24 protein-coding genes and 1 pseudogene are annotated in these 25,907 nt (G+C 74.0%); 13 read left to right on the forward strand and 12 right to left on the reverse strand.

From position 1 onward, the window contains the following. Positions 1–15: 15 nt before the first annotated feature. Positions 16–243 (forward strand): hypothetical protein, encoded by a 228-nt coding sequence (locus Actkin_RS03640; protein ID WP_189209965.1) that lies wholly within the window; start codon positions 16–18, stop codon positions 241–243. Here Actkin_RS03640 and Actkin_RS03645 read toward each other — a convergent pair. The 4 genes and pseudogenes from Actkin_RS03645 to Actkin_RS03660 form a co-directional block, all read right to left on the reverse strand. Then, positions 233–985: a nucleotidyltransferase domain-containing protein gene (locus Actkin_RS03645; RefSeq protein ID WP_258905905.1), complete on the reverse strand. Its 753-nt coding sequence runs from the start codon at positions 983–985 to the stop codon at positions 233–235. The two genes, Actkin_RS03640 and Actkin_RS03645, sit on opposite strands and share 11 nt — an antisense overlap. Next, a pseudogene (locus Actkin_RS03650) lies at positions 966–1,688 on the reverse strand (DNA polymerase beta superfamily protein). The gene Actkin_RS03645 and the pseudogene Actkin_RS03650 overlap by 20 nt, the downstream one beginning before the upstream one ends. Beyond that, on the reverse strand, positions 1,619–4,084 hold the full coding sequence (locus Actkin_RS03655; protein WP_258905908.1) for a polynucleotide kinase-phosphatase: 2,466 nt from the start codon (positions 4,082–4,084) through the stop codon (positions 1,619–1,621). The pseudogene Actkin_RS03650 and the gene Actkin_RS03655 overlap by 70 nt, the downstream one beginning before the upstream one ends. After that, positions 4,084–5,439 (reverse strand): 3' terminal RNA ribose 2'-O-methyltransferase Hen1, encoded by a 1,356-nt coding sequence (locus Actkin_RS03660; protein WP_258905909.1) that lies wholly within the window; start codon positions 5,437–5,439, stop codon positions 4,084–4,086. Before Actkin_RS03660 ends, Actkin_RS03655 begins: the two co-directional genes overlap by 1 nt. Before the next feature lie 57 nt (positions 5,440–5,496). On the opposite strand from Actkin_RS03660, the gene Actkin_RS03665 reads away from it, so the two are divergent. The 4 genes from Actkin_RS03665 (at position 5,497) to Actkin_RS03680 (ending at position 9,357) form a co-directional block, all read left to right on the forward strand. Beyond that, on the forward strand, positions 5,497–7,473 hold the full coding sequence (locus tag Actkin_RS03665; RefSeq protein WP_258905910.1) for a thioredoxin domain-containing protein: 1,977 nt from the start codon (positions 5,497–5,499) through the stop codon (positions 7,471–7,473). A gap of 74 nt (positions 7,474–7,547) precedes the next feature. Then, on the forward strand, positions 7,548–8,084 hold the full coding sequence (locus Actkin_RS03670; protein WP_189208405.1) for an ATP-binding transcription factor AbmR: 537 nt from the start codon (positions 7,548–7,550) through the stop codon (positions 8,082–8,084). An 11-nt stretch (positions 8,085–8,095) separates the two neighbouring features. Continuing rightward, complete coding sequence (locus Actkin_RS03675; RefSeq protein WP_229786432.1) at positions 8,096–8,626, forward strand: GNAT family N-acetyltransferase; 531 nt, start codon at positions 8,096–8,098, stop codon at positions 8,624–8,626. After that, entirely contained in the window at positions 8,623–9,357 is a 735-nt protein-coding gene (locus Actkin_RS03680) for a methyltransferase domain-containing protein (RefSeq protein WP_258905913.1), read from the forward strand. The genes Actkin_RS03675 and Actkin_RS03680 overlap by 4 nt, the downstream gene beginning before the upstream one ends. Before the next feature lie 60 nt (positions 9,358–9,417). Here Actkin_RS03680 and Actkin_RS03685 read toward each other — a convergent pair whose 3' ends face one another. Together Actkin_RS03685 and Actkin_RS03690 are read right to left on the reverse strand one after the other, a co-directional pair. Further along, entirely contained in the window at positions 9,418–10,086 is a 669-nt protein-coding gene (locus Actkin_RS03685) for a PAQR family membrane homeostasis protein TrhA (RefSeq protein WP_258905914.1), read from the reverse strand. Between the two features lie 46 nt (positions 10,087–10,132). Continuing rightward, a complete protein-coding gene (locus tag Actkin_RS03690) occupies positions 10,133–10,546 on the reverse strand; it encodes a CoA-binding protein (protein WP_258905916.1) in 414 nt (137 codons plus the stop codon). 40 nt (positions 10,547–10,586) lie between these two features. Here Actkin_RS03690 and Actkin_RS03695 point away from each other — a divergent pair, with 40 nt between their 5' ends. Together Actkin_RS03695 and Actkin_RS03700 are read left to right on the forward strand one after the other, a co-directional pair. Continuing rightward, a complete protein-coding gene (locus Actkin_RS03695; protein ID WP_189208402.1) occupies positions 10,587–11,369 on the forward strand; it encodes an isoprenyl transferase in 783 nt (260 codons plus the stop codon). A gap of 397 nt (positions 11,370–11,766) precedes the next feature. Continuing rightward, positions 11,767–13,047, forward strand: coding sequence for an RNA 5'-3' helicase PhoH2 (locus Actkin_RS03700; RefSeq protein ID WP_229786726.1), 1,281 nt, complete (start codon positions 11,767–11,769; stop codon positions 13,045–13,047). Between the two features lie 22 nt (positions 13,048–13,069). Here the strand turns inward: Actkin_RS03700 and Actkin_RS03705 are convergent, their stop codons facing one another. The 4 genes from Actkin_RS03705 to Actkin_RS03720 all read right to left on the reverse strand — a co-directional run bounded on the left by Actkin_RS03705 (position 13,070) and on the right by Actkin_RS03720 (position 19,807). Beyond that, positions 13,070–14,503: a GMP reductase gene (locus Actkin_RS03705; protein WP_189208400.1), complete on the reverse strand. Its 1,434-nt coding sequence runs from the start codon at positions 14,501–14,503 to the stop codon at positions 13,070–13,072. A gap of 16 nt (positions 14,504–14,519) precedes the next feature. Further along, entirely contained in the window at positions 14,520–15,428 is a 909-nt protein-coding gene (locus Actkin_RS03710) for a hypothetical protein (protein ID WP_258905918.1), read from the reverse strand. Positions 15,429–15,746: 318 nt separating this feature from the next. Beyond that, the gene (locus Actkin_RS03715; RefSeq protein WP_258905919.1) at positions 15,747–18,662 is read right to left on the reverse strand and encodes an AAA family ATPase; all 2,916 of its coding nucleotides are present in this window, start codon (positions 18,660–18,662) and stop codon (positions 15,747–15,749) included. Continuing rightward, entirely contained in the window at positions 18,659–19,807 is a 1,149-nt protein-coding gene (locus tag Actkin_RS03720; protein WP_258905920.1) for an exonuclease SbcCD subunit D, read from the reverse strand. Before Actkin_RS03720 ends, Actkin_RS03715 begins: the two co-directional genes overlap by 4 nt. Positions 19,808–19,897: 90 nt before the next feature. On the opposite strand from Actkin_RS03720, the gene rmuC reads away from it, so the two are divergent. After that, complete coding sequence (rmuC, locus tag Actkin_RS03725; RefSeq protein WP_258905921.1) at positions 19,898–20,863, forward strand: DNA recombination protein RmuC; 966 nt, start codon at positions 19,898–19,900, stop codon at positions 20,861–20,863. An 86-nt stretch (positions 20,864–20,949) separates the two neighbouring features. Next, on the forward strand, positions 20,950–21,561 hold the full coding sequence (locus tag Actkin_RS03730) for a DUF6542 domain-containing protein (RefSeq protein ID WP_258905922.1): 612 nt from the start codon (positions 20,950–20,952) through the stop codon (positions 21,559–21,561). Here the strand turns inward: Actkin_RS03730 and Actkin_RS03735 are convergent, their stop codons facing one another. After that, entirely contained in the window at positions 21,562–22,530 is a 969-nt protein-coding gene (locus tag Actkin_RS03735) for a 4-hydroxy-3-methylbut-2-enyl diphosphate reductase (protein ID WP_229786429.1), read from the reverse strand. It lies immediately after the preceding gene. A 64-nt stretch (positions 22,531–22,594) separates the two neighbouring features. Here Actkin_RS03735 and Actkin_RS03740 point away from each other — a divergent pair, with 64 nt between their 5' ends. Genes Actkin_RS03740 through Actkin_RS03755 form a run of 4 tightly spaced genes read left to right on the forward strand, consistent with a single transcriptional unit; the run spans position 22,595 to position 24,970 of the window. Beyond that, a complete protein-coding gene (locus Actkin_RS03740) occupies positions 22,595–23,119 on the forward strand; it encodes a lipid droplet-associated protein (RefSeq protein ID WP_258905924.1) in 525 nt (174 codons plus the stop codon). Then, on the forward strand, positions 23,116–24,357 hold the full coding sequence (gene xseA / locus Actkin_RS03745) for an exodeoxyribonuclease VII large subunit (RefSeq protein ID WP_258905925.1): 1,242 nt from the start codon (positions 23,116–23,118) through the stop codon (positions 24,355–24,357). Before Actkin_RS03740 ends, xseA begins: the two co-directional genes overlap by 4 nt. Positions 24,358–24,362: 5 nt before the next feature. Beyond that, on the forward strand, positions 24,363–24,767 hold the full coding sequence (locus Actkin_RS03750) for a sugar ABC transporter substrate-binding protein (RefSeq protein ID WP_189208391.1): 405 nt from the start codon (positions 24,363–24,365) through the stop codon (positions 24,765–24,767). Further along, on the forward strand, positions 24,764–24,970 hold the full coding sequence (locus tag Actkin_RS03755; protein ID WP_258905926.1) for an exodeoxyribonuclease VII small subunit: 207 nt from the start codon (positions 24,764–24,766) through the stop codon (positions 24,968–24,970). Before Actkin_RS03750 ends, Actkin_RS03755 begins: the two co-directional genes overlap by 4 nt. Positions 24,971–25,027: 57 nt before the next feature. Here the strand turns inward: Actkin_RS03755 and Actkin_RS03760 are convergent, their stop codons facing one another. Continuing rightward, entirely contained in the window at positions 25,028–25,618 is a 591-nt protein-coding gene (locus Actkin_RS03760) for a DUF4245 domain-containing protein (protein ID WP_258905927.1), read from the reverse strand. Between the last annotated feature and the right edge of the window lie 289 nt (positions 25,619–25,907).

A 25,907-nucleotide genomic window follows, 5' to 3' on the forward strand; every position in this document is an offset into this window, starting at 1 on the left:
GCGGGCGCGGTCGCCGTGGTCGCCCAGCCAGCGCCCACCGTGCCGCCCGGCCCGGCCGACCCCGGCGGTCAGGGCGAGGACTTCGGCAAGTCCTCCCCGCTGGGCTTCCTCATCCTGATCCTGTTCTTCATCGCGGTCGCGTTCCTGATCCGCTCGATGACCAAGCACCTCAAGCGCGTCCCGCAGTCCTTCGAGCCGACCCCGGCCGACACCCCGGACAGCCCGCCGCCCGCTAGCGCGTAGCCAGCCGGGCCTGGATCACCAGGTCGTCCAGCTCGGCGAAGGCCGTGGGCGCCTCGGGGAGCCTGCTCGCCTCGGCCGCCTCGCCCAGTTCCGCGGTGAGCGCGTCGAGGTCGGCGTCCAGCCGGTCCCGGCCGGGCGCGCCGGGCACCTCGGCCAGCGCGCGGTGCTCGCCCTCGCGCTTGGCATCGATCAGCTCGCCGAGGTACGCCGGGCCCGCCAGTTCCCGCAGGTCGGCCTGGACCTCGCCGGTCCGCATCAAGTGGATGCCGGTCAGCAGCACGCGGAACGCGTACAGCAGGGGCTTCAGCTCGCCGGACCGGTCGAGCAGCCGCCGCTGGTTCTGCGCAAACCCCAGGTAGTGCCGGACGTGGCCGCTGGTCACCAGGCGCGGCGCGAGCGCGACGAGCGCGGCGTGCGTGTCGCTGGTGGTGACGACCAGCGGGGACAGCAGCTGTTCGAGCACGTAGCCGTTCGGCTTGAGCAGGAGCCGGGCGAACTTGCGCAGGTCGTGGGTGACCAGGTCGATCTCGATGCCGCCGTCGTGCCAGGTGTGGTCGACCGTCTCCGGGCCCGTGCGCAGGCCGACGACCTCCGCGACCGGCAGCAGGTGCACCCCGCGCAGGTCGATGTCGGAGTCCGCAGACGGGAACCCGTAGAGGTGGGCGCCGGACACCGTGGCGAACAGCGGCGGCCGGTCGAGGCCCGCCACCACGCCGGTGAGGTCAGGCAGGGTCAGCGTCATCGAGGAACCTCCGTCGCACCGAGATCAACCAGTCCTGCACCCGCGCGGTGTCCGGGGTCTCCGGCAGCGGGCTGCCGGGCACGGCGGCCGCCAGGTCGGCGAGCACCCGCTCCGCCCACGCCACCGACTCCGCCAGCGGGGTCTCGCCGCCGCGCACGGCCAGCAGCGCCGCGCGGTCCTGCGCCGCGATCGACAGCTCGCCGGTCCGCAGCAGCCGCAGCGCCGTCTGCCCGAGCCTGATCACGTGCATGATCTGCTTGTGCTTGGGCCGCTCCGGCGCCAGCGCCCGGTCCAGCTGCCGCCTGCACGTGTGCGTGAACGTCGCCGCCGCCTGCCTGCACAGGAACGCGGGCAGCAGCGCCCGCAGCTCGGCCCCGACCGGCGTGCAGACCCGGGTGAGCGGGCTGGCGAGCACCTCGAGCACGGTCGGGTTCGACTTCAGCGCCAGCGCGCAGAAGTGCTCGACCTACCAGTCCAGCCGCTCCGGCTCCGGGCCCTCCACGCTCGTCGGCGGCTTGGCGAAGCGCCAGAACGCCGTCGTCGGCGCGACGAAGACGCCGCGCAGGTCCACATCGGACTCCGGGCCCGCCAGGCCGTAGGCCCGCGACCCGATCACGGTGAGCAGGATCGTGGTCACAGCCGCGGGTCCACGGGGTCCGACTCCAGCGCCAGGACGGCGAAGACGCACTCGTGCACCCGCCACAGCGGCTCGCCGCGCACCAGCCGGTCCAACCCGGCCAGGCCCAGGACGTACTCGCGCTGCGCGAGCGACCGCTTGTGCCCCAGCTGCCGCTCCCGCAGGCGCGCCAGGTTCGCCTCGTCGCGGTAGTCGGGGCCGTAGATGATCCGCAGGTACTCCGGCCCGCGCACCTTGATCCCCGGCTGCACCGGCCGCTTCCCGCGCATCAGCAGGTTCGCGGCGGGCTTGACGACCATCCCCTCGCCGCCCGCCGAGGTCAGCTCCGTCCACCACGCGACCCCGGCGGCCACCGAGTCCGCGTCCGCGGTGTCCACGGCGAGCCGACGGGTGGGCGCGAACAGGTCGGGGTCGGCATCGACCAGCCGGTCGGCCACCGACAGGTGCCACAGGTGCGGTGTCGTGTGGTACGTCGCCGCGGCGCTGGCCAGCACCTGGAACGGCGCGATCCGCACCGGCCCGCCGCAGTAGCCCCGGTACGCCGCGCGGAACGCCACGGCGTTGTCCGCGCGCCCCCGGGTCCGCTCCAGCAGGTCCGACACGTCCACACCGCGCGCGGAGGCCGCGGACAGCGCCGACACCGCCGCGGGCAGCACCGACCCCGCCGCCGCCCCGACCGCTGCGTACTGGTCCTTGATCAGCTCGGCAGCCTTGACGTTCCACGGCATGATCTCGGTGTCCAGCAGCAGCCAGTCGGTGTCCAGCTCCGACCACAGCCCGGCGGCGGTCACCGCGTCCGCGATCCTCGGCAGCAGGTCGTCCGAGGGGAAGAACGCGCGCCCGGTGCGCGTGTGCACGACGCCCGTGCCGTCCCGCCGCGCCAGGACGACCGCGCGCGAGCCCATGTGCTTCTCCTCGCACAGCACCTCCCGCACGCCCTGGTCCAGGTAGTCGGCGAACGCCTCGGCCGGGTGCTCCAGCAGGTCGCCGTCGCGGTGCGTGGGCGGCGGCGTCATCGTCGGCGGCAGGTACCACAGCGAGCGCGGGTCCACCGCGTAGCGGCTCATCACCTCCAGCGCGGCGGCGGCCTGCTCGGCGCGCACCGACACCTCGCCGTACCCGGTCTCCACCACGCGGCGGCCGAGCACGTCGGTCAGCTCCAGGGAGTCCGGCTCGCGGGTGAAGGCGCCCAGCGGCCGGGCGGGCTCGTACCAGACCTTCCGCGCGGGGACCGACACCACGGCCCGCTCGGGATACCGCAGCGCCGTCAGCTTCCCGCCGAACACCACGCCCGTGTCCAGGCACATGGTGTTGTTGACCCATTCGGCCTCCGGCGTCGGGGTGTGTCCATACAGGACCATCGCGGCGCCGCGGTACTCGGTCGCCCACGGGTAGCGCACCGGCAGCCCGTACTCGTCCGTCTCGCCGGTCGTGTCGCCGTACAGCGCGAACGACCGCACCGCGCCGGACGCGCGCCCGTGGTAGCGCTCGGGCAGGCCCGCGTGCGCGACCACCAGCCTGCCGCCGTCGAGCACGTAGTGGGCGAGCAGGCCGTCGCAGAAGTCGCGGACGGCGGCGCGGAACTCCGGCGTCTCGGCCTCCAGCTGCGCCAGCGACTCGCCCAGCCCGTGGGCGACGGTCACCTTGCGCCCGTCGAGCGCGCGCACGAGCTTCTGCTCGTGGTTGCCGCACACCGCGTACGCCGTCCCGGCCTCGACCATGCCCATGACCAGTCGCAGCACGCCCGGCGTGTCCGGGCCGCGGTCGACGAGGTCGCCGACGAAGACCGCGCGCCTGCCCGCGGGGTGCCGCGCGCCCACGGCCCGGCCGTCGGCGTCGCGCTCCAGCTCGTAGCCCAGCTCGGCGAGCAGGTCCTCCAGCTCGGCGCGGCAGCCGTGGACGTCGCCGATCACGTCGAACGGCCCGGTCTCCCCGCGCAGGTCCGTGCGCAGCGGCTCGATCACGATCCTTGCCTCGTCCACTTCGGACTGGCCGCGCAGGACGTGCACGCGTCGGAAGCCCTCGCGCGCCAGGCCGGACAGGGACTTGCGCAGCAGCGTGCGGTGGCGGCGCACGACGTGCGCGCCGAAGTCGCGGTCCGGCCGCGCCGCGTTGCGCTCCACGCACACCGACTCCGGCAGGTCCAGCACGATCGCCACCGGCAGCACGTGGTGTTCGCGGGCCAGCTTCACCAGCTGCGCGCGCACCTCCCGCTGCACGTTCGTCGCGTCGACCACCGTGACCCGGCCCGCGCGCAAGCGCTTGCCCGCGACGTAGTGCAGCGCGTCGAAGGCGTCGGCGGACGCGGTCTGGTCGTTCTCGTCGTCGGCCACGAGGCCGCGGAAGAAGTCGCTGGAGAGCACCTGGGTGGGCGCGAAGTGCTTGCGCGCGAAGGTGGACTTGCCGGAGCCGGACGCGCCGATCAGCACCACCAGCGCCATGTCGGGGATCGCCAGGTCCATCACGCCTCCTTCCGGCTGAACACCGCGAGCTGCGTCGGCGGCCCGACCTCCGGGTCGTCCGGGCCGACCGGCCGGAACGCGACGGTGTAGCCGCGGTGGTCGGCGACGGCCTCGGCCCACGCGCGGAACTGCGCCCGCGTCCACTCGAAGCGGTGGTCGGGGTGGCGCAGGCCGGTCAGGCCGGGGAAGCGCACGTTGTGCTCGATGTTCGGGGTCGTCACCAGGACGTGCGCAGGCCGCGCCACGTCGAACACGGCCCGTTCGAGGGCGGGCAGCCGCGGCGGGTCGACGTGCTCGACGACCTCCATCAGCACCGCGGCGTCGAACCCGGCCAGCGAGGGGTCGCCGTAGGTCAGCGACGACTGCCGGACCGCGATCCGCTCGCGCGTCCGCTCCGGCAGCCGCTCCAGCCACCGCGCCACCCCCGCCAGCGCGCGCGGCGAGACGTCCGTCCCCACGATCTCGGTGACCGTCGGCTCGGCGACCAGCTCGCGCAGCAGCGCGCCGCCGCCGCAGCCGAGGTCCAGCACCCGGCGCGCGCCCAGCTCGCGCAGGACGCCGAGCACGGTCTCGCGCCGGACGGCCGCGAGCGGCCGGTTCTCGGCGGGCTCCTCGCGGACCTCGCCGCCGTCGAGCTCCGTCAGCCGCTCCAGCGCCGTGCGCACGTACGCACCGCGGTGCTTGAGGTACCGGGCGCTGATCAGGTCGCGTTCGGGGTGGGCTGCCAGCCAGTCGCCGCCCGCGCGCAGCAGCTTGTCGACCTCGTCGGCGCCGACCCAGTAGTGCTTGGCGTCGTCCAGGACGGGCAGCAGCACATAGAGCTGGCGCAGCGCGTCGGCCAGCCGGATCTCGCCGGTCAGCCGCAGGTCGACGTAGGGCGCGTCGCCCCACTCGGGGAACGCCGGGTCCAGCGGGATCGTCCCGGCGTCCACCTGCCAGCCGAGCGGGCCGAACAGCCGCTCCGGGAGGTCCGTCCCCTTGCAGGGCGCGGACGGCACGTGGACGCGCAGCGGGATCGGGCTCGCTGCCAGCTCGGGGCGGGCCTCGCAGCGGCCGTTCATCGCGGTCTTGAACACCCGCGACAGCGCCACGGCCAGCAGCGACCCGGCCGCGTACGGGCCGTCGTTGACGTAGTGGCCGAGACCGGTGTCCTGACCGCGGTGCGCCCGCGACAGCGCGACCGGGTCGACCTCCAGCAGCAGGGCGGCGGTGCACTCCTGCTCGTCCGCGCGCGGGTAGAACACGAACGCCGGACCGGCGGCCGTGTCGAACCGCTGGGCCTTGTCCGGATGCTTGAACAGCAGGTAGCCCAGGTCGGTGGCAGGCGCGCGGGTCGTGGTCAGGGTGAGCAGCACCGGGCGAGTGTCGCGCACCGTCGGGCTCGCGGGCACGGGATTTGAGAGGCTGGGTGCATGGCGAACCGGCTCAGCGACTCCACCAGCCCCTATCTGCTCCAGCACGCGGACAACCCGGTGGACTGGTGGGAGTGGTCGCCGGAGGCGTTCGCCGAGGCCCGCCGCCGCGACGTGCCGGTGCTGCTCTCGGTCGGCTACGCCGCCTGCCACTGGTGCCACGTGATGGCGCACGAGTCGTTCGAGGACGAGGCCACGGCGGCGCTGATGAACGAGTGGTTCGTCAACGTCAAGGTCGACCGCGAGGAGCGCCCCGACATCGACGCGGTCTACATGACCGCCACCCAGGCGATGACCGGGCACGGCGGCTGGCCGATGACCTGCTTCCTGACCCCGTCCGGCGAGCCGTTCCACTGCGGCACCTACTTCCCGCCGTCGCCCCGCCACGGCATGCCGTCGTTCACCCAGCTCCTGGAGGCCGTGCACGAGGCCTGGACCGCGCGCGGCGCGGAGGTGCGGGAGGCCGGGGCGAAGGTGGTGGAGTCCCTGCGGGCGCAGTCCGCGCCGCTGACCCCGGAGCCGGTCGACGCCGAGGTGCTGGCCGGGGCCGCGGCGTCCCTGCTCGGCGACTACGACCGGCGCAACGGCGGGTTCGGCACCGCGCCCAAGTTCCCGCCGTCGATGGTGCTGGAGTTCCTGCTGCGCCACCACGAGCGCACGGGCTCGCTCGAGGCGCTGTCCATCGTGGAGGGCACGGCGCGCGCGATGGCCGACGGCGGCCTCAACGACCAGCTCGCGGGCGGCTTCGCCCGCTACAGCGTCGACGCGGGATGGGTGGTGCCCCACTTCGAGAAGATGCTGTACGACAACGCGCTGCTGCTGCGCGTCTACGCCCACCTCGCCCGGCGCACCGGGACCGCGCGGTACCGGGAGGTCGCCGAGGACACGGCCCGGTTCCTGCTCACGGACCTGCTGACCGCGCAGGGCGGCTTCGCCTCGTCGCTGGACGCGGACACCGACGGCGTCGAGGGGCTGACCTACGTCTGGACGCCCGCGCAGTTGGCGGAAGTGCTGGGGGAGTCCGATGGCGCGTGGGCCGCGTCCCTGCTGAAGGTGACCGACGAGGGGACCTTCGAACATGGCGCGTCGACGCTGCAGTTGGGCGAGGTGGACGACCCCGAGCGCTGGTCCCGCGTGCGGGCGGCGCTGCTCGCGGCGCGGTCCTCGCGGCCGCAGCCGGGACGCGACGACAAGGTGGTCACCGCGTGGAACGGGCTCGCCATCGGCGCGCTCGCCGAGGCCGGGCGGGCATTGGGCCAGCCCGAGTGGGTGGAGGCCGCCGCGCGCGCCGCCGACCTCCTGCTCGACCTGCACCTGGTGGACGGCAGGCTGCGGCGGACGTCGCGGGACGGCGTCGTCGGCACGGCCTCCGGGGTGCTGGAGGACTACGGGTGCCTGGCGGACGGCCTGCTGGCGCTGTACCAGGCCACGGCCGACGAACGGTGGCTCACCGCGGCCTGCTCGCTGCTCGACACCGCGCTGGACCACTTCGCCGACCCCACCGCGCCCGGCGCGTACCACGACACCGCCGACGACGCCGACGCCCTGGTCTGGCGGCCCGGCGACCCCGGCGACAACGCCTCGCCAGCGGGCGCGTCCGCCCTGGCAGGCGCCCTGCTCACCGCGTCGGCCCTGACCGGGTCGCCGGAGCGGTACCGGAGCGCGGCCGAGGCCGCCGTGCACCGCTCGGGCCTGCTGGCCGCGCGCGCTCCCCGGTTCGCGGGCCACTGGCTGACCGTCGCTGAGGCGCTGGTCGGGGGTCCGGTCCAGGTCGCGGTCGTCGGGTCGGGCGAGCTGGTGGACACGGCCGTCCGGCACGCGCCCGGGGGCGCGGTGGTCCTGGCGGGCGAGCCCGACTCCGCCCCGCTGCTGGCCGACCGGCCGCTGGTCGGCGGCGGCCCGGCCGCGTACGTCTGCCGCGGCTACGTCTGCGACCGGCCGGTGACGACGGCGGAGGACCTGCGCGCTCTGCTCTGAGCGAACCCGGCCGCTCGATCGGGCTATCGGCGTAACCTCGGTAAGGACGTAATCATGTAATCAAGGAGAGCGAGATGCGTGGACACTGGCAGCAGGCCGACCTGCCCGCCGCGGACGACGCCCCGGCCTGGTTCTCCGGGCGCCTCCCCGACGCCTGGTTCGTCGGCGAGCCGGAGGTGGTGATCGACCGCGAGGAGATCACCGTCGTCGGCGAGCTGGCGCCGCTGGACGGCGAGTACCGCGACGACGCTGCCCGCGCGGCCGCCGAGTCGGGCCGCATCAGCCGCTGGCGCGAGGAGACGCGGGAGGAGCGCATCGAGATCGCCCGCCAGGCCGAGCACCGCTACGGCCGCAAGGTCGCCTGGGGCGCGCGGCTGGGCGGCACGCGGGAGCTGTTCACGGTCCTGGCCGTCCCGGTCATGACCCGGCTGCGGCAGCCGGAGCGGCAGGTGCTGGACACCCTGGTCGCCGCGGGCGTGGCGCGGTCGCGCTCGGACGCGCTGGCCTGGGCCGTGCGCCTGGTCGGCGACCACGCCGACGAGTGGCTAAATGAGCTGCGCTCGGCCATGGCGAAGGTCGATGATCTGCGGGCGAAGGGCCCCGACCTGTAGAGGAGACCGCTGTGTCGCTGACCGGCAGACTCGTGCGTCTGCGCGCCATGGAGCCCGAGGACGCCGACACCGTCTGGCGCTGGCACAACGACCCCGAGGTGGTGACCTGGCTGACGGGCATCTACCCGGAGCCGCTGGCCGCCATCCGCAAGCGCTGGGCCGACCGCCCCGCGAACTCCTTCGAGCGCACGGTCTTCGGCATCGAGACGATCGCGGAGGGCAGGCTCATCGGCGTCATCGTCCTGCGCGACGCCACCCCGGAGACCGCGCGCGCCGAACTGGACGTCTACATCGGCGAGAAGGACTGCTGGGACGGCGGCTACGGCACCGAGGCCCTGCGCCTGATGTGCCGCTTCGGCTTCGAGTTCATGCGCCTGCACGCCATCGAGCTGTCGGTCGTCGACGAGAACGAGCGCGCGCGGCACGTGTACCGCAAGATCGGGTTCGTGGAGGAGGGCAAGCTCCGCGAGGCCTTCCGCCGCAACGGCAAGTGGCACGACGTGTACGTGATGAGCATGCTGGAAGGCGAACTGATCGAGTGAGCTTCGAGGCCCTCCTGGCGGAGGCGGCCGCCGTCCCCACCGAGGGCTGGGACTTCTCCTGGTTCGACGGCAGGGCGACGGAGGAACGCCCCCCGTGGCGCTACTCGGCGCTGCTGGCCGACCGGCTCTCGCGGGCGACCGCCGCCGCCGACCTCCAGACCGGCGGCGGCGAGGTCGTCTCCGAGGCCCGGCGGCGCCCGAGGCTGCTGTTCGCCACCGAGACCTGGCCGCCGAACGTGCACGTGGCCCGCCACAACCTCCCGGACGCACTGGTGGTCCAGGTGGCGGAAGGAGCATGCCTGCCCTTCCGCGCGGAGTCGCTGGACCTCGTCACCAGCCGCCACCCGACCCACACCCCGTGGCCGGAGGTCATCCGCGTCCTCCGCCCCGGCGGCACCGTTCTCACCCAACAGATCGGCGCGGGCACGAACCGCGAGCTGTCCGAGTTCTTCCTGGGTTCGTTGCCCCCTCCACCGTCAACCACCGACCACCTACGCCGAGCCCTAGCGCCACTCGACGTGATCACCCTGCGGGAAGCCACCCTCCGCGTCGAGTTCTTCGACGTGGCCGCCGTGGCCCACTTCCTCCGCAAGGTCATCTGGACGGTCCCCGACTTCACCATCCCCCGCTACCGCGATCGCCTACGCGACATGCACGACCACATAACGGCAACCGGCAGCTTCCTCTCCCACAGCCGCCGAGTGCTGGTGGAGGCCCGGAAGCCTCAATAACCCGAATGACGCACGGCCTCACCACGGCCTAGAACATGTTCCAAACCCAGCAATCCGCTGCTAGGGGAACAGGGCGAACCAGATCGCGATGTAGTGGCAGAGGGCGGCCAATACCGTGGCGGCGTGGAAGAACTCGTGGTGGCCGAAGACCGTGGGCCAGGGGTTGGGCCACTTCGTGGCGTAGAAGATCGCGCCGACCGTGTAGAACAGGCCGCCTACCAGGAGGAGGACCAGGGCGGCCGCGCCTGCGTTCTGGAGCAGTTCCGGGAGGACGAAGACCGCCACCCAGCCCAGGGCGATGTAGATCGGGGTGCCCAGCCAGCGGGGGGCGTGGGGCCAGAGGAGTTTCAGGGCCACGCCCAGGATCGCGCCTCCCCAGACGATGCCCAGCACGACATATCCCGTGGGCTTGGACATCGCCAGCAGGGAGAACGGGGTGTAGGTGCCCGCGATGAAGAGGAAGATCATCGAGTGGTCCAGCCGCTTCATCCACGTGCGCGCTGTCTCCGACACCCACCAACGGCGGTGGTACAGGGCGCTCACGCCGAACAGGCCCAGCACGGTCGCTCCATAGACCGACGTGGCCAGGACGGCGATGGGGGACACCGTCGCGGCCAGCGCGATCAGCGCGGCGCCGGTGGCCAGCGACACGAAGAAGGACCAGAAGTGGATCACCCCGCGCAGGCGGGGCTTGGTCGGGCGAGGCCGGTCCGTCTGGGCAGCGGTCACGCGGTCGAGGTTACGGCACGGTAGGCGCCGTGGCCTGTGGGTGCGGTCACGACCACCCCACGACCTCCCGGTGCTCCACCGCCAGGCAGCGGTCCATCACCACGTCCAGCCCGCCCTCCGCGGCGATCGACGCGGCCTCCTCGCTGATCACGCCCAGTTGCAGCCACAGCGCGCCCGCGCCGACGGCCACCGCGTCGCGGGCGACCTCGGGGGCGTGCTCGGGGCGGCGGAAGACGTCCACGATGTCGATGGGGCCAGGCACGTCCGCGAGCGTGGCGTAGGCGGGCAGGCCCTCCCACGACGTGATGCCGGGATTGACCGGATACACCGTCAGGCCCGCGGAAACCAGGTACCTGGCCACCCCGTGGCTGGGCCGCCGGGGATCGGCGCTCAGCCCGACCACGGCGACTGTGCGGGATTCGTGAAGAAGTCGTTCGACAACGGTGAGGTCCGAATGCACGCCACCCAGTGTGCACCCGGCACGGGTACCCTGGCAGGCCGTGAGTCTTCGCAGGCGCGTTGCCGATGTCGTGTACGGCCTCTACGAGAAACGCCTCTTCCAGCAGGCGGGCGGCAAGATCCCCCGGCACGTCGGGGTCATGCTGGACGGCAACCGCAGGTGGGCGCGGGAGGCCGGGTTCACCGACGTCAACGACGGCCACCGGGTGGGCGCGCAGCGCATCGCCGACCTGCTCGGCTGGTGCGACGAGGCCGGGGTCGAGGTCGTGACCCTGTGGCTGCTCTCCACCGACAACCTCACCCGCCCGGCCAGCGAGCTGGCGCCGCTGCTGGAGATCATCGGCGACGTCGTCGACGAGCTGGCCGAGCCGGGCCTGCCCTGGCGGCTGCGGCTCATCGGCGCGCTCGACATCCTGCCCAAGGAGACGGCGGACCGGCTCGTCGCCGCGGCCGGGCGGACCAGGGCCGAGGGGCGCACCGGCATGGAGGTCAACATCGCCGTCGGCTACGGCGGCCGCCGGGAGATCGCCGACGCCGTGCGCAAGCTGCTGCAGCAGCACGCCGAGGAGGGCACCAGCATCGAGGAGCTGGCCGAGGTGCTGACCGTCGACCACATCGCCGAGCACCTCTACACCTCCGGCCAGCCGGACCCCGACCTGGTGATCCGCACCTCCGGCGAGCAGCGCCTCTCCGGATTCCTGCTGTGGCAGTCCGCGCATTCGGAGTTCCACTTCTGCGAGGCGTACTGGCCCGATTTCCGGCGCACCGACTTTCTGCGCGCACTGCGCGCCTACGGAATTCGCCACCGCCGTTTCGGCTCCTAGCCTGGTACAATCCCTGGCCGGATTGCGCGCCCCCGCGCTGATCACGTGGCGTAGATGTGACCCCTCGATGACGAATCGGGAAATCACCTGGGCGGCGGCCTGCCGATTGTCGGCGCCCGCGGGTAGCGTCCGAAGTGTCGGGTCGTGTCCATTGCGGCCCGACCCGGGAGGCCCTGGTCGTGAGCGAGCTGGCGAGGGGGCAGGCACCCGGCCCCCGCGGACCGCGCTAGAAGGTCCCGCCGGGGCAGGTGCCCGGCCCGTCGAGGAGCGGACGCGGTGCCGCGTTCGCGAGGGAGTTGCCGTGACCGCATCGTCCAGGCGCACCGCCAGCCAGTCCTCAGGCTCGTCCCGCACCCCGAAGGCCGACGAGGAGTGCGGAACACCCCGCACCTATGTCATCGACACGTCGGTCCTGCTCGCCGACCCCTGGGCGCTGACCCGGTTCGCCGAGCACTCGGTGGTCATCCCGCTCGTGGTCGTCAGCGAACTGGAGGGCAAGCGGCACCATCCCGAACTCGGCTGGTTCGCCCGGGAGACCCTGCGTCTCCTGGACGACCTGCGGCTCAAGCACGGCCGCCTCGACATCCCCGTCCCGGTCGGCGACTCCGGCGGCACGCTGCGCGTCGAGCTCAACCACACCGACCCGTCGGTGCTGCCCGCGGGCTTCCGCACCGACGCCAACGACACCCGCATCCTGGCCTGCGCGCTCAACCTCGCCGCGGAGACGCCCGAGGTCACGCTGGTCACCAAGGACGTCCCGCTGCGGGTGAAAGCGGCGGCGGTCGGCCTGGCCGCCGACGAGTACCGCGCGGGCGAGGTCGTCACCTCCGGCTGGTCCGGCATGGCCGACCTCACCGTCCCGCAGGACTTCATCAACACCCTCTTCGCCGAGGACACCGTCGACCCGGTCGACTTCGGCGTGGAGACCGACCTGCCGTGCAACACCGGGCTGCGCCTGCACGCGGGCGGCCAGAGCGCGCTGGGCCGGGTCACCGCCGACAAGCGCGTCCGGCTGGTCCGCGGCGACCGGGAGGCCTTCGGCCTGCACGGGCGCTCCGCCGAGCAGCGCGTCGCGCTCGACCTGCTGCTCGACCAGGAGATCGGCATCGTCTCCCTCGGCGGACGCGCGGGCACCGGCAAGTCGGCGCTGGCGCTGTGCGCGGGGCTGGAGGCGGTCCTGGAGCGCAACCTGCACCGCAAAGTGGTGGTCTTCCGCCCGATGTACGCCGTGGGCGGCCAGGACCTCGGCTACCTGCCCGGCTCCGAGACCGAGAAGATGCAGCCCTGGGCGCAGGCCGTCTTCGACACCCTCGGCGCGCTGGTCAGCAAGCCGGTGATCGAGGAGGTGCTCGGCCGGGAGATGCTGGAGGTGCTGCCGCTGACCCACATCCGCGGCCGCTCGCTGCACGACTCCTTCGTGATCGTCGACGAGGCGCAGTCGCTGGAGCGCAACGTCCTGCTGACCGTCCTCTCGCGGCTGGGCACGAACTCCCGCGTCGTGCTCACCCATGACGTCGCCCAGCGCGACAACCTGCGCGTCGGCCGCCACGACGGGGTCGCCGCGGTGATCGAGAAGCTCAAGGGCCACCCGCTGTTCGCCCACGTCACCCTGACCCGCAGCGAGCGCTCGCCGATCGCGGCGCTGGTCACGGAGATGCTGGAGGACCACGCGCTGTAGCCGACCGCGGGGGGCAGGCCGCCTACCAGCCGGAGGGAAGCGGCCTGCCCTCGGCGAAGCCCGCCGCCGACTGCACGCCCACGACGGCGCGCTCGTGGAACTCCTCCATCGTCCGCGCGCCCGCGTAGGTGCAGGCCGACCGCACGCCGGAGCAGATGCCGTCGATCAGGTCCTCCACGCCGGGCGCTGCCGGGTCCAGCCGCATCCGCGAGGTGGAGATGCCCTCCTCGAACAGCGCCTTGCGCGCCCGGTCGTAGCCGCTGTCCGCGCGCGTGCGCGCCGAGACGGCCCGCTTCGACGCCATGCCGAAGGACTCCTTGTACGCCCGTCCGGCCTCGTCGCGCTGCAGGTCGCCGGGGGATTCGTAGGTGCCAGCGAACCACGAGCCGATCATCACGGTCGCCGCGCCCGCCGCCAGCGCGAGCGCCACGTCCCTGGGGTGCCGGACACCGCCGTCGGCCCACACGTGCTTGCCCAGCGCCCGCGCCGCGGCCGCGCACTCGGCGACGGCGGAGAACTGCGGCCGCCCGACGCCGGTCATCATGCGCGTCGTGCACATCGCGCCCGGCCCGACGCCGACCTTGATGACGTCGGCGCCCGCGTCGACCAGGTCGCGCACGCCTTCGGCGGTGACGACGTTGCCCGCCACGACCGGGACGGTCGGGCCGAGGGCGCGCACGGCCTTCAACGCGGTCAGCATCTTCTCCTGGTGCCCGTGCGCGGTGTCCACCACGAGCGTGTCCACACCCGCGCTGAGCAGGGCGGACGCCTTCGCGGCCACGTCCCCGTTCACGCCGACGGCCGCCGCGATGCGCAACCGGCCCGCGTCGTCGACGGCGGGCTTGTAGATCTCCGCCCGCAGCGCGCCCTTCTCGGTGAGCACGCCCGCCAGCGTGCCGTCGTCGGTCACCGCGACCGCGATGCGCGCGGCGTGCTCGACCAGGTGCTCGAACACCGCGCGCGGGGCGGTGTCCAGGGGCAGGGCGTGCACGGGGTCGGCGATCTCCCCCAAGCGGGTGAACCGGTCCACCCCGTGGCAGGCGGCCTCGTCCACCACGCCGATCGGCGCGCCGCGGTCGTCGACCACCACCAGGGCGCCGTGGGCGCGCTTGGGCAGCAGGTTGAGCGCGTCGGCCACGGCGTCGCCCGCGGTGAGCACCAGCGGGGTGTCCCACACGGTGTGCCGGGACTTCACCCACGCCACGATGTCGGCGACCGCTTCGGGGGCCACGTCCTGCGGCAGCACGACCAGGCCGCCGCGGCGGGCCACCGTCTCGGCCATCCGCCTGCCCGCGACCGCGGTCATGTTGGCCACCACGATGGGGATCGTCCCGCCGGTGCCGTCCGATGTGGACAGGTCGACGTCGAAGCGGCTCTCGACCGGGGACCGGCCGGGCACCAGGAAGACGTCGTCGTAGGTCAGGTCGTGGCCGGGCTCGCCGTGTAGGTAGCGCACAGGGCCAACCTAGCGCTCACTCCCACTCCACGGCGATTCCCGCCAGCCCCGGCTCCATGCTCGGGTAGTACGCGCTGACCACGCAGTTGCGGTCGCAGTACAGCTCGCGAGCCAGCGACGGCGGGCGCGCGTCGTTGCTGCGGACCTCCTGGACCAGCCGCGCGGGCAGGTTGTCCGGGGGCAGCTCGTACTGCAGCAGGTACGGGCCGCTCGACGCCCGGAACAGCCGGTAGTAGCCGGGGCAGGGCTCGCCGGTCTCGTCGTCGACGGCGAAGCTCAGGACCACGATCTCGTCCTTGGCGAGCGCGCGGTCGAAGACCAGCTCGAACACCACGACGTGGTCCTTGCGCCGGACGCGGCCGAGCCTGCACCCGTCACCGGCGGTGATGCGCACCTTCGACCCGTCAGCGCCGAACTCGCCGTGGTAGACGGCCACGTAGCGGTCGATGCCCTCGGCGTGCGCCCGGGAGACGTTCAGGGTCTCGACCCGGCCCTGCGAGCGGTCCGACCGCAGGGTCACCCGCTCGGTGATCATCCGGACCTCCAGGTCGGCGTTCACCAGCTCCGGGTGCACGCCCAGCTCGCTCAGCAGGTCCCTGGTCGTCGTCCCGGCGACGACGAGCTCGGCGTAGGAGGTCGCGGGCTTGCGCGCGCGCCCGCGCTGGGGCGGCCCGACCAGCACGACCAGCGAGTCGGCGGGCAGCCCGAGCACCGTCTCCAGCGCCCGGACCGCGCCGAGGGCGTGCTGGGGGTCGGGGTGGCGCAGGCCGCGCTGCCAGTAGCTCAGGGTCGACTCGGCCACCCGCACGTCGAGCCGGGACAGGTGGGCGCGCAGCCGGGCCAGCGACAGCCCGCGGGTCTCGATCGCCGTGCGCAGCGCGACGTGGAACGGGCCGCGGCGCAGGGCTTCGGCCAGCGGGTCCACGACGGTGTTCCTCCTGCTGTGAACGGGTGTGAATGTTCACAGTAGGCGGGCGGTCATCGTCAGTAAAGCGGCTTGAACGCTCCGCTTGGCGCGCGGCGGCACTTGTGACCGGAACCGTTGGCGCAGCACGCTTCGTGCGTCCCACCCCGGGTTGGAGGCCCGATGACCCCGCACCACCTGTTCGCTGCTCCAGTGGTCGCACTGGCGCCGTTCGCGGTGGACGTCTCCGACGGCCGCGACACGGCACGCGCGGCCGGCACCTCCTGAACACCCGGCGGTCCCGGGCCTCAAGACGCCCTGCCCGGGACCGCCGGAGCCTCACCCGCTGACCAGCTCCAGCGTCGGGCCGGTGCGCGCCTTGCGCACCCGCAGCCGGACCGGAATGCGCTGGCGCAGCTCCTCCACATGCGACACCACGCCGACGACCCGCCCGCCCGCCCGCAGCTCGTCCAGGATGGACATCACGTCGTCCAGGGTGTCCGCGTCGAGCGCGCCGAAGCCCTCGTCGACGAACAGCGTGTCCAGCACGGCGCCGCCGGTCTCGGCGGCCACCACGTCGGCCAGGCCGAGGGCCAGCGCCAGCGACGCGACGAACGACTCGCCGCCGGAGAGCGTCTTCGACGAGCGTACGCGCCCGGTGAAGTCGTCCAGCACGTCCAGGCCGAGGCCGCCGCGCGTGCCCCGGGCGCCCGCCTCGTCGGAGTGCACGAAGGCGTAGCGGCCCTGGGTCATCCGGCGCAGCCGGTCGGTGGCGGCGACGGCCACCTCCTCCAGCCGGGCCGCCAGCACGTACGCGCGCAGCGACATGCGCGCGGTGTTCTGGCCCCGGCCGTTCACCACATCGGTCAGCGCGTCCAGCTCGGCGAACTCGGCGGTCAGCGGCGCGAGGTCGCGCCAGGCCTTCTGCAGCCGGTCGGTCAGGCCCGCCAGCGCCTCGGCCCGCGCCGCGGCGGCCCGCGCGTCCGCCACGGCCTCCTCGGCGCGCTCCCGCGCCGCGTCCGCCGCGGCGACCAGCGGCGGCAGGTCGACCACCGTGTCGGCGTCCACGCCCCACAGGTCGGGATCGGCGAGGATCTCCTGGTTGGTGGACTCCCGCAGCCGCGCGTCCGCGAGCTGGGTGTCCAGCTTGGCCATGATCTCGTCCTCGCGGGCGGCGCCGAGGGCCGACGGCAGGTCGGCGAACCCGGCCAGGAGCACGGCGTCGGCCACCGCCGCCCGCTGCTCGTCGACCCGCTCGGCGACCGTCGCGGTGAACGCCCGGGCGTCGGCGACGGCGTCGAGCGCCGCGCCCAGCTCCAGCAGCCGGGTCCGCCGCTCGGCGACCGAGGCGAACGCGCCCCGGGCCGCCGCCAGCCGGACCGCCCGCTCGGCGACCCGGGCGGCGACCTCGGCGCGCTCGGCCTGCCACGACGCCACGTCCTTGGCCAGCCGGGCCTGCCGCCTGCCCACGTCCTCGACCTTGCGCTCCAGCGCCGCCAGCTCGGCGACCCGGGCCGGGTGCAGCCGGGCCAGCCGCTCGGCCGCCTCACACGCCTGCTTCGCGCTCTGATGGGCGGCGACGGGGTCGTCCCACCCGGCGAGCCGGTCGCGCAGGGTCTCCACCGCGCCACGGGCCTGGCGCAGCGCGTCCGCCGCGCGGTCGCGCAGCCGCAGCGCGCGCTGCTCGGCCTCCTGCGCGCGTTCCTCGTCGGCGGCGGAGACGGCGTCCGCGGCGGCCGCGGGCGCGGGGTGGTCGAGCGAGCCGCAGACCGGGCACGGGCCGTCCAGCATCGCGGCCAGCTCGGCGGCCATCCCGGCCAGCCGCCGCTGGCGCACGTCCAGCAGGCGGTCGCGCGCGTCCTGGTGAGCGTCCACCGCGGCGGCGTGCGCCTCGAGGGCCTCGGCGAGCGCGCGTTCGGCGGCGGGCAGCTCGGCGGCGTGGCGCACGGCGGTCGCCGCGGACTCGGCCGCGGCCCGCAGGCCGTCCACAGTGGCCGCGGCGCGGGCCGCGTCCGCCACGGCGTCGCGGGCCTCGGCGACGGCGACGGTCAGCGAGTCGGCCTCGGCGCCCAGCGCGTCCCAGTCGGTACTGGCCAGCCGGGTGTCCAGTTCGGCGAGCCGGGCCTCGTCGTCGCGCTGGCGCTCGGCCTCGGCGACCAGACCGGCCAGCTCGCCCGCCTCCTCGCGCAGCGCGTTGGCCGCGGCGCGGGGCGGGTCGGCCTCCGTCCAGCCCAGCGCGACCGCCTCCCGCACGCGGTGGCGCTCGGCGTCGGCGGCAAGCTCTGCCTGACGCTCCACGGCCCGCAGGGTGTCCACGGCGGCGACCACGCCAGCAGCGCGCCGGGCCGCGCCCAGCTCGTCGGCCCACGCCGCCCGGTCGTCGGCCTGCGCGGCCACCTCGGCCAGCTCCTGCTGGGCCCGCCGCACCCGGCGCACCCGGTCGGCCAGCGCGCGGCCGTCGGCCAGCGCGGCCTCGGCCCTGGCCCGCTCCCGGGCAGCAGCGGCCTGCCCGGCCGCCGTCGCCGCGGCTTCGGACTCCACAGTGGACACCACGGCGGTCAGCCACGCCTCGTCCGGCTCCGCTGGCGGCTCGGCGGCCACGACCTGGGCGACCCGGCCCGCGAGCTGGTCGGCCAGCACGCGCGCCCGCTCGACCCTGGTCCGCGACTCCTTGCGCTTGGCGGAGAACCAGTCCTCGACCCGCTTGAAGTGCTCGGTGCCGAACAGCCGCTCCAGCAGTTTCTCGCGCTCGGCGGTGTCCGACCGCAGGAACCGCGCGAACTCGCCCTGCGGCAGCAGCACGACCTGGAAGAACTGCTCCTTGGTCATCCCCAGCAGGTGCTGGACGGTCCGCCCCACCTCATCGATGCGGGTCAGCGGCTCGCCCGTGCCGTCGAGCCAGGTCAGCGACGCCGTCGCCTGCTGCTTGGTGAAGCCGGTCCCGCGCCGCTTGGGCCGCGCGTACTCCGGGCTGTGCGCGACGCGGAAACGCCTGCCGCGCACGGTCAGCTCCAGCGACACCTCGGTGTGCACGGTCTCGGGCGCGTTGTCGCAGCGCAGCTGCTTGGCCTGGTCGCGCACCCCCGGCACGCTGCCGAACAGGGCGAACGACACCGCGTCCAGCAGCGACGTCTTGCCCGCGCCGGTGTCGCCGTGCAGCAGGAACAGGCCCTCGGCGGCGAGCACGTCGAAGTCGACGACCTCGCGGCCCGGGTACGGCCCGAACGCTGCCAGCTCCAGCCGGTGCAGCCTCACTCGCGCTCCTTCCCGGCCACCTCCGCCAGCGCCGAGCGCAGCAGCGCCCGCTCGGACGGCGTGGCCTCGGTGCCCCGGACGGCCTCGACGAAGCAGCACGACACGGCCTCGTCGTCGCGCCCGCGCACGGCCTCGCTGTACTTGCGGGGCGCCTCGATCCGGCCGACCGGGCGCCACTCCATGTGCACCGCGTGCGGGAACCGCTTCTGCAGCCGCCGCATGGCGTCCAGCGGACGGGCGGGATCGGTCAGCTCGACGGACAGGAAGTGGTCGACCACGGCGTCGTGCGCGGGGTCGTCCAGCAGCTCGGCCAGCTCGCCGCGCAGCGTGGCCAGCGGGCGCGGCACGGGCAGCTCGCGCCGCTCCACCCCGGCCAGTCCGCCCTGGTCCAGCTCGACCAGCCACACCGACTTGCGGTGCCGCGCCTCGGAGAACGAGTACGCCAGCGGGCTGCCGGAGTAGCGCAGGTGCTCGGCGAGCGTCTGCGGGCCGTGCAGGTGGCCGAGCGCGGCGTAGTCGACGCCGTCGAACAGCTTCCCGGGCACGTGCGGCACGCCGCCGACGGCGATCGTGCGCTCGGAGTCGCAGGCCTCGCCGCCGACGACGAACGCGTGCGCCAGCACCACCGAGCGGGTGCCCTCCGGCTGATCGGCCAGGTCGACCCTGATCCGGCGCATCGCCTCGCCCAGCACGCCGGAGTGGCCCTTCAGCTCCGGGTCGCCGAACACGGCCCTGGCCGGGTCGGGCTCCAGGTACGGGATGCCGTACAGCGCGACCGGGCCGTGCCGGTCGGCCATGACGACCGGCCGGTGCAGGTCGGTCATCGACGTGAGCAGGTGCAGCCCGCCCGCCGGGGTGAACGCGGCGAAGGCGCCCAGCCGGGGCGCGGAGTCGTGGTTGCCCGGGGTGATCACGATGCGCGCGCCCGCGTCGGCGATCCGCCGCAGGACCCGCCCGCACACCGCCACCGCCTCGGCCGAGGGGACCGCGCGGTCGTACAGGTCGCCGGAGACGACCACGGCGTCCACGCGCTCGTCGACGACCAGGTCGGCCAGCCCGCCCAGCACCGACTCCTGCTCGGCGAGCAGGTCGCGACCGTGGAAGGTGCGGCCCACGTGCCAGTCGGAGGTGTGCAGGAGCCGCATGGTCGACACGGTAGGGCGATCGACCGCCCGATCGGGGGAGGCACGCCGTCGAACGCGCGTTCGCCGGATTCCCGGGCCCGGTCGGGGACAATGATCGCCGTGACCGCAGTCCTGGGCACCCTGACCGCCGTCCTCGCGCTCCTGCTCGCCGCCGCCGTGGCGCTGTTCCTGCGGCTCTACGCCGACAGCAACCGCCGCGTCGACGCCGCGCGCGCCGAGGTCGTGTCCGAGCGCGCCCGCTCGGACGCCCACCAGGCAGCCCTGCGCCGCTACGAGGTGGCGTTCGCCTCCATCAGCGGCCGCGGCGAGCTGGGCGAGCGGGTGCTGGTCGAGACGGCCCGCGCGCTCGGCCTGCGCGAGGGCCTGCACTTCGAGGTCCAGACCGACGTGGCGGGCGGCGGCGCGGCCCGGCCCGACCTGCTGCTGCTCGTCGGCGACGGCAGGCGCGTGCCGGTCGACGCCAAGGCGAGCCTGGCCTGCTGGGCCGAGGCGGTGGAGACCGACGACGCCGAGGAGCGGCTGGACGCCCTGCGCGTCCACGTGCGCCACATCCGCTCCCGCGCCGCGGAGCTGGCGGGCAAGAACTACCAGCGCTGGGCCGACGCGATCTACGGCACGGTGATGTTCGTGCCGTCCGACGCCGCCGTCGTCGCCGCCCTCGACACCGACCCGGAGCTGCTGCGCTGGCTGCTCGACCGCAGGGTGTTCCTGTGCGGGCCGACCGGGTTCGGCGTGGTCGCCGCGGCCGCGCTGTTCGCGGCCACCGAGCGCGTCATCGTCGAGGACGTCGCCGCCGTGCGGGCCGGGGCCGCCGCGGCGCACCGGGCGGCCGGGGGCGCCATCGACGCGCTCAACCTGTCCAGCACGCACCTGCAGCGCTTCGTCTCCGCCCGTCGGCGCGAGCTGGAGGCGCTGGAGCAGTTCCGCGCTGCCGTGCTGCCGCTGAGCGAGTCCACCGCGAACCCCACCCCGCTGCCCGCGCTCCGGCAGGCCGACGAGATCGCCGTCAACGGGGACTCGCCCGTCCAGGGCACACCTGTACACCATGACGGGTGACCGCACTCACACGCCTGGTGAGCATGGGTGCCGGGTTTGGAGAACGGCCGCCGGGCGGGTCCGCCGAACGGCTAACGTGTACGGCCGTGACAGCCACTCGCGATCGCCGCGGCGATCTTGACGAAGACCGCGCCGAGCCCGGGTGGGACGAACGGCCGATCCTGGGCCGCTCGCGAGGACTGCCGTGGTGGGGCGCTGTGCTGCTGGCCGTCGGGCTGACGGCGGTCGCCGCCGTCATCGACATGCAGGTCAAGGGCAGTCTGGGGCAGATCTTCCAGGGCGCCTACGTCGGCGGCTGCGTGGCCGCGGTCTGCCTGGTGCGCAGGCGCAACCTCTTCGGGCCCATCGTGCAGCCGCCGCTGGTGTTCGCAGTGGTCTCGGTGCCCGCGCTCGCCCTGTTCGGCCCCGGCGGCGGTGGCGGGCTCAAGGGCATGCTGTTCAACGTGGCGCTGCCGCTGACCAGCAACTTCCCCACGATGGGCATCACCACCGGGGTCGTGCTGGCGATCGGGATCGGCCGGTTCTTCCTCCAGCGCGATCCCGAGGCCAAGGCCGTCGAGAAGCGGCCGAAGCGGACCGAGGACAAGCCGCGCCGCCCGCGCGAGGACGCGCCCGCGCGGTCGCGCCCGGCCGGGTCGCGCGAGGAGCGCGCCCGCGACGCGGAGCGCAAGCCGCGCAAGCCCCGGCCGGAGCGCTGATCAGCCGGTCTTGAGGCTGCGCCGCAGCTCGGGCGGCAGCGAGAACATGATCTTCTCGTTGGCCGTCGTCACCTCGTGGACGTCGGCGTACCCGCGCTCGGCCAGCCAGGCCAGCAGGTCCATCACGAGGTTGTCCGGCACCGACGCGCCGCTGGTGACGCCGACGGTCTCCACCCCGTCCAGCCACGACTCCTGCGCCTCGTGCGCGAAGTCGATCAGGTAGGACGCCTTCGCCCCCGCCTGCAGCGCCACCTCGACCAGGCGCTTGGAGTTCGACGAGTTCGTCGAGCCGACGACCAGCACGAGGTCGCACTCCGGGGCCATCGTCTTCACCGCGACCTGGCGGTTCTGCGTGGCGTAGCAGATGTCGTCGCTCGGCGGGGCCAGCAGGTTCGGGAACCGCGCCTTGAGCTGGTCGACCCGCTCCATGGTCTCGTCCACCGAGAGCGTCGTCTGCGACAGCCAGATCACCTTGGACGGGTCGCGCACGACGACCTTGTCCACGTCCTCGGCGGTGTCCACGAGCTGCACGTGCTCGGGCGCCTCGCCCGCCGTGCCCTCGACCTCCTCGTGGCCCTCGTGGCCGATGAGGAGGATGTCGTAGTCCTGCTTGGCGTAGCGGCGGGCCTCGTTGTGGACCTTCGTCACCAGCGGGCACGTCGCGTCGATCGTGCGCAGGTTGCGCTCGGCGGCCTCCTGGTGGACAGCGGGGGAGACCCCGTGCGCGGAGAAGACGACCAGCGCGCCCTCGGGCACCTCGTCGGTCTGGTCGACGAAGATCGCGCCGCGCTCGCGCAGCGTCTCCACCACGTGCTTGTTGTGCACGATCTCCTTGCGCACGTAGACCGGCGGTCCGTAGGTCTCCAGCGCCTTCTCGACGGTCTCCACGGCCCGGTCCACACCCGCGCAGTAGCCGCGCGGCTTCGCCAGAAGCACGCGCTTGCCCGACGTCGGGTTCACAGCAGTCATGTCATCCAGGGTAGAGGCCCGCCCCGGTCTGGGCAGGCGCGCCCGGCTCAGGCAGGCTAGGAGCATGAAGAGCCTCCCCCTGCCCTTGCGCGTCGCGGCCGGGCTGGCCATGACGGCCGTGGAGCGCGCCCGCGACCTGCCCACGACGCTGGCCGGGCTGCCGGTCACCGTGGTCAGCCAGGCGCTGCAGGTGTCCATGCGGCTGCAGCAGCAGGTCACCGAGCTGGCGATCAAGGGCGACGAGGCGCTGGCCGCGCTGCGCCCGGCCGAGGAGACCCCGGAGTGGGCGACCTTCGACGAGGACATCGACGACATCGACGACGATGACGACGCGCCGCGCACCGCGTTCGACCGGGTCGAGGACCCGTGGAGCGCCGAGGAGCACGCGATCGCGGACACCCCGGCAGGCCCGCCCGCCTCGGTGGAGAACTACGACGAGCTGTCCCTGCCGCAGCTGCGCGCGCGGCTGCGGTCGTTCAGCGTCGCCGAGCTGGAGGAGCTGCTGGCCTACGAGCGCGGGACCGAGAACCGGCCGTCCTTCGTGGGCATGCTCACCCGTCGCATCGCGACGGTCCGCGACCAGACGTGACCGGGCCCACCGCCGAGGAGCCGTGGCCGGTCCGCACGGTCGCCCGCAAGATCGCCGAGTGGATCAACCGGCTGGGCACGGTGTGGGTCGAGGGCCAGGTGACGCAGATCTCCGCGCGCCCGGGCACCGGGACCGCGTTCCTGACCCTGCGTGACCCGGCCGCCGACGTGTCCATGACCGTCACCTGTTCCATGGCGCTGATGCGCGCGCAGCCGACGCTCGCCGAGGGCGCGCGGGTCGTGGTCAACGCCAAGCCGACGTTCTTCATGAACCGCGGCACCATCAGCCTGCGCGCGGAGGAGATCCGCGCGGTCGGCATCGGCGAGCTGCTGGCGCGTATCGAGCGGCTGCGGCGGTTGCTGGCGGCGGAGGGGTTGTTCGCGCGCGAGCGCAAGCGGCGTCCGCCGTTCCTGCCCAACTGCGTCGGGCTGATCACCGGCCGGGCGTCGGCCGCCGAGCGGGACGTGCTCGCGAACGCGCGGGCGCGGTGGCCCGCGGTGCGGTTCCGGATCGAGAACGTCGCCGTGCAGGGGGCGCTGGCGGTGCCGCAGATCGTCGACGCGCTGTCGGCGCTCGACCGCGACCCGGCCGTCGACGTGATCGTGATCGCGCGCGGCGGGGGCAGCGTCGAGGACCTGCTGCCGTTCTCCGACGAGGCGCTGTGCCGGGCCGTCTCCGCCTGCCGCACGCCGGTGCTGAGCGCGATCGGGCACGAGCCGGACACCCCGCTGCTCGACCACGTCGCCGACGTCCGCTGCTCGACGCCCACGGACGCGGGCAAGCGGGTGGTCCCCGACGTCGCCGAGGAGACCGCCCGGGTCCGCCAGTTACGCGATCGTGCTCGACGCGCGCTGCACGGCTGGGTCGACCGCGAACGGCGGCTGCTGGACTCGCTGCGCAGCAGGCCGGTGCTGGCCGACCCGCTGACCCCGCTCGACCGGCACGCCGACGCCGTCCAGGCACTGGTCGGACGGGCCCGCCGCGCCGTCCTCGGTCGGGTGAGCGCGGAGACGACCGCGCTGGCCGCGACCCGGGCGCGCTTGACGACCTTGGGGCCAGCCGCCACTCTTGACCGGGGGTATGCGGTGGTCCAGTTCACCGATGCCGACGGCACCGCCCGGGTTCTCCGCTCACTCGAGGACGCTCCGGAAGGCACGCTTCTGCGCGTACGGGTCGCCGACGGGGCCCTCCACGCGGTCGTCACCGGCGACCGGGAACCGGCAGGCGAAGGACGGTGACAGCGGTGGCCAGGGCCGACTCGACATTCCTGCCCCTGACCATCTCCACCGCGGCCACCCTCGCCCGCGACCCGTCCGCCGATCCGGCGGTGCGCGCCGTGCACGGCTGCGCCTGCCGCGCCGACGCCGCCGCCGCCGAGTGCTGGGCGGCCCTGCTGGCCGGGTGCGACGCGCCGGGACGGCGGCTGCTGCCCACCCGGCTGCGGGAGCTGGCGCTGTCGACGTCGGCCTACGCGGGCGGCCTCGCCCCCGGCGACCGGGGCCGCGTCGAGCGCGCCGCTGGCCGTATCGTCGAGGCCGTGGCCGACCGCGACGGCGCGGAGTTCGCCGAGGCGTTCGTCGGCTACGACCAGGCGGTGGCGACCGCCCTGGTCCGCGTCTACAGCCAGTCGAGGAGAGCCACGCGGTGACGGAGGAACTGGGCTACGAGCAGGCCCGCGACGAGCTGGCCACGGTCGTGGCCACCCTGGAGGCGGGCGGGCTGTCCCTGGAGGACTCCCTCGCGCTCTGGGAGCGCGGCGAGGTCCTGGCGAGGATCTGCGCCAAACACCTGGCGGGCGCGCGCGAGCGGGTCGAGAACGCCCTGGCCGCCGCGGAGTCCGCGACCGAGTGATCACCCGATCGTGTCCTGTCGAACGGGAGTTCGACTGGGCACCCTGGGGTCATGACCTCATTCCTTGGGCAGTGGCGCTGCCTGCTGCGTCGCCTCCGCCAGCGCGCGGAACTCCTCCGTCGTCCCCGTGCCGGTGATCAGCAGCCGGACGTCCCCGAGATCGGCCACCCACGCGACCTCGTCCCGGCGTCCCGGGTAGACCGTCCACTCCGTACTCCCGACCAGGACGGTCCCGGTGGGCGCCGGATCGTCCCTTTCGGTCTCGACGCGAACCAGGTCCCCCACAGCCGCTCCCGACTGGCTCAACTGGACGAACCGCCCCGGCGTCAACCACCCGGCCCGCACCACCACGGAGACCGGCGGAACGGCCCCGGTGCTGGACGAGTTGGCCCGCCACCCCTCGGGAACCACCGGCAACCGCACCGGGAACCCCGCCGTCCGCGCACTGGCGGGCAACGCGACCCCGAGATCCACAGTCTGCGCGCTGTCCGGCTCGATAGTGGGCCCACCAGGACTGAACGAGCACCCCCGATTGAACACCAACAGCGCGGCGATGATCAGCAACAGGGCGACCAGCGACCACACCATGTCCCGCAGGGACTGCCCCAGCCGCTTCTCCGTAGGCCCCGGCTGCCCGCCGCGACCCACGGGGGAAGCACCTCCAGGCTCACCCACGCCGTCACCTTCGGCAGCAGCGCCACCGCCCGCCTCGTCCACCTGATCACGACCCGGCCCGGTCGCGCCGCCTGCCTGTCCACCACCTGGTCCGGCCGCGCCTGGCTGACCACTAGGTCCGACCGCGTCGCCCTCCTGGCCATGACGGGGCCCGGTTGCGTTGCCTGCACGGCCGCCACTCGGTCCGGTTGCCTTGCCCGCAGGGCTGGCGCCCGGCCCGGCCGCGTCACCGGCCCGGCCGCCACCTGACCCCGCCGCCTCG

Source organism: Actinokineospora sp. UTMC 2448, assembly GCF_024760565.1.
GTDB classification, from domain to species: domain Bacteria; phylum Actinomycetota; class Actinomycetes; order Mycobacteriales; family Pseudonocardiaceae; genus Actinokineospora; species Actinokineospora fastidiosa.